This window comes from Streptomyces sp. rh34 (assembly GCF_002551245.1).
In the GTDB taxonomy this organism is placed as follows: domain Bacteria; phylum Actinomycetota; class Actinomycetes; order Streptomycetales; family Streptomycetaceae; genus Streptomyces.
Genome location: NZ_NTGZ01000473.1, coordinates 1 through 2,466, shown reverse-complemented (window position 1 = coordinate 2,466; position 2,466 = coordinate 1). Strand labels below are relative to the sequence as shown.

The window sequence follows — 2,466 nt, the reverse complement described above, 5'->3', positions numbered from 1 at the left end:
ACGCGGTACGGGGCGGGCTGCCCTACATGGGCGCGAGCGCCGGGACCAACATGGCCGCCCCGACCCTGCGCACGTCCAACGACATGCCCATCGTGCAGCCGCCGTCCTTCGAGACGCTGGGCCTGGTCCCGTTCCAGATCAACCCGCACTATCTGGACCCGGACCCGGCCAGCACCCACAAGGGCGAGACCCGCGAGGAGCGGCTCACCGAGTTCCTGGAGGAGAACGACGTACCGGTGCTCGGGCTGCGCGAGGGCTCCTGGCTCCGCGTCGACGGGGACCGGGCCCATGTCCGGGGCGCCCGCCCCGCCCGGCTGTTCTCCCGCGCGGCCGAGCCTCAGGAGCTCCCGCCGGGGTCCGACGTGTCCCGGCTGCTCACGACCGTGCCGCGGTTCGACGCTCCGGTGCGCTGACCGGCCCCGGCCCGGGCGCGGTCGGCGCGTCGTCCGCGCTGCTCGCCAGGAGCACCGGGTGCGCGGAGGGCCGCTGCGAGGGCAGGAACGCCGCCAGCACCAGGCCGATCAGCACCGCCCCTGTGGCGATCAGGAACGAGATCCGGAAGCCCTCCATGGACGGCACCTGGACCGAGCCCATCGTCACGGAGGTGTTGGCCAGCACCATGCCGATGACGGCGCTCGACACCGAGGTGCCGATGGACCGCATCAGGGTGTTGAGGCCGTTGGCCGCGCCGGTCTCCGACGGGTCGACGGCCCCGATGATCAGGGCGGGCAGCGAGGAGTAGGCGAGGCCGATCCCGGCACCGAGCACCACCGCGATCAGCACGGTCTGCCAGGCGGCGCTGAGCAGGCCGAGCCCGGCCCCGTAACCGACCGCGATGACCAGCATGCCGAGCATCAGCGTGACCTTGGGGCCTCTACGGGCCGAGATCCGGGCGTAGAGCGGGGCGACGAACATCATCGTCACGCCGAGCGGGGCCACGCAGAGCCCGGCGACCACCATGGACTGCCCGAGGCCGTAGCCGGTGGACGTGGGCAGCTGGAGCAGTTGCGGCAGAACCAGGGAGACCGCGTAGAAGGCGACCCCGACCATGATCGAGGCGAGGTTGGTCAGCAGCACCTCGCGGCGGGCGGTGGTGCGCAGATCGACGAGCGGCGCCGGGGTGCGCAGTTCGAACAGGCCCCACAGCACCAGGGTGGCGACGGACGCGGCGAGCAGCCCGAGGGTCGGGGCCGACGTCCAGCCCCAGTCGCTGCCCTTGGTGACCGGAAGGAGGAGAAGGACCAGGCCGAGCGAGAGTCCGAGGGCGCCGATCACGTCGAAGGTGCCGGGCGCGCGCAGCGGCGGCTCCGGGACGAGCGTGTACGTGAGCGCCATCGCGAGCAGTCCGAGCCCGGCCGAGCCGAGGAACAGCGCGTGCCAGTCGGCGTGCTGGGCGACCAGCGCGGCGGCGGGCAGCGCGAGGCCGCCGCCCACCCCGATCGAGGAGCTCATCAGGGCCATCGCCGAGCCGAGCCTCTCGCGCGGCAGCTCGTCGCGCATGATGCCGATGCCGAGCGGGATGGCGCCCATCGCGAAGCCCTGGAGCGCGCGGCCGGTGATCATCACGACCAGGTCGTCGGTGGACGCGCAGATCAGCGAGCCGATGACCATGACGGCGAGGGAGGCGAGCAGCATCCGCCGCTTGCCGTACAGGTCGCCGAGCCGCCCCATGATCGGCGTCGAGACGGCGCCCGCGAGCAGGGTGGCGGTCATCACCCAGGTGGCGTTGGCCGGGTCGGTGCTCAGCAGGACGGGCAGGTCCTTGATGACCGGGACGAGCAGGGTCTGCATGACCGCGACGGTGATGCCCGCGAAGGCGAGGACGGGCACGATGGGGCTGGAGCGCGCCGGTCGCGGCCCGGAGGGCTCCCCGGCGTGCCGTATCTGGTTCGTCCGTCGCATACGTGGGGCCTCCGGGCAGCGTCGATCACCCGGGCTCCCCCCAAGTGCGTGCATGGTGAACGCTTCCCGGTGGCGCTCTATTCCGGTTCGGATCCGGCAGTCTCCTGACCTTCCGTCAGATTGAAACGTGTTCTACTCTTGCGCCGTTCCAGTGGCCCCGACCGGCGAGGACCCGCATGGGCATCGGCACAGGCACAGGCACACGCATCGGCACCGGCATCGGGATCACCGAGGAGCACCGCGCGCTGGCGCACTCCGTACGGGGCTGGTTCGCCCGCGCCGTACCACCCGGCGCGGTGCGCGAACTCCTCGACGCGGGGGGCCCGGCCGCCCCCGGCGTGCGCCCGGCCCACTGGGAGGCGCTCGCAGCGCAGGGGCTCACCGGCATCCATCTGCCCGAGGCGTACGGAGGTGGCGGCGGGGACCTCCTCGACCTCGCCGTCGTCCTGGAGGAGGCCGCGTACGCCTCGCTGCCCGGCCCCTGCCTCGCGACCGCGCTCACCTCCGCCGTGCTGCGCCACGCGGTGGCGGCCGGGGCCGAGGCGCTGAGCGGCCCGCTCAGGG

General features: G+C 73.1%; 3 protein-coding genes. 2 read left to right on the top strand and 1 reads right to left on the bottom strand.

Annotated elements, in window-relative coordinates:
• Positions 1 to 413, top strand: a 413-nt coding sequence (gene pepE, locus CR470_RS37360; RefSeq protein WP_097872168.1) for a dipeptidase PepE, incomplete at its 5' end; no start/stop codon positions are given.
• Here pepE and CR470_RS37355 read toward each other — a convergent pair.
• Positions 376 to 1,902, bottom strand: coding sequence for an MFS transporter (locus CR470_RS37355; RefSeq protein ID WP_097872166.1), 1,527 nt, complete (start codon positions 1,900 to 1,902; stop codon positions 376 to 378). The genes pepE and CR470_RS37355 overlap by 38 nt on opposite strands.
• 176 nt (positions 1,903 to 2,078) lie before the next feature.
• Between CR470_RS37355 and CR470_RS37350 the strand changes: the two genes are divergently transcribed.
• The coding region (locus tag CR470_RS37350) for an acyl-CoA dehydrogenase family protein (protein ID WP_143663982.1) at positions 2,079 to 2,466 on the top strand (388 nt) is incomplete at its 3' end.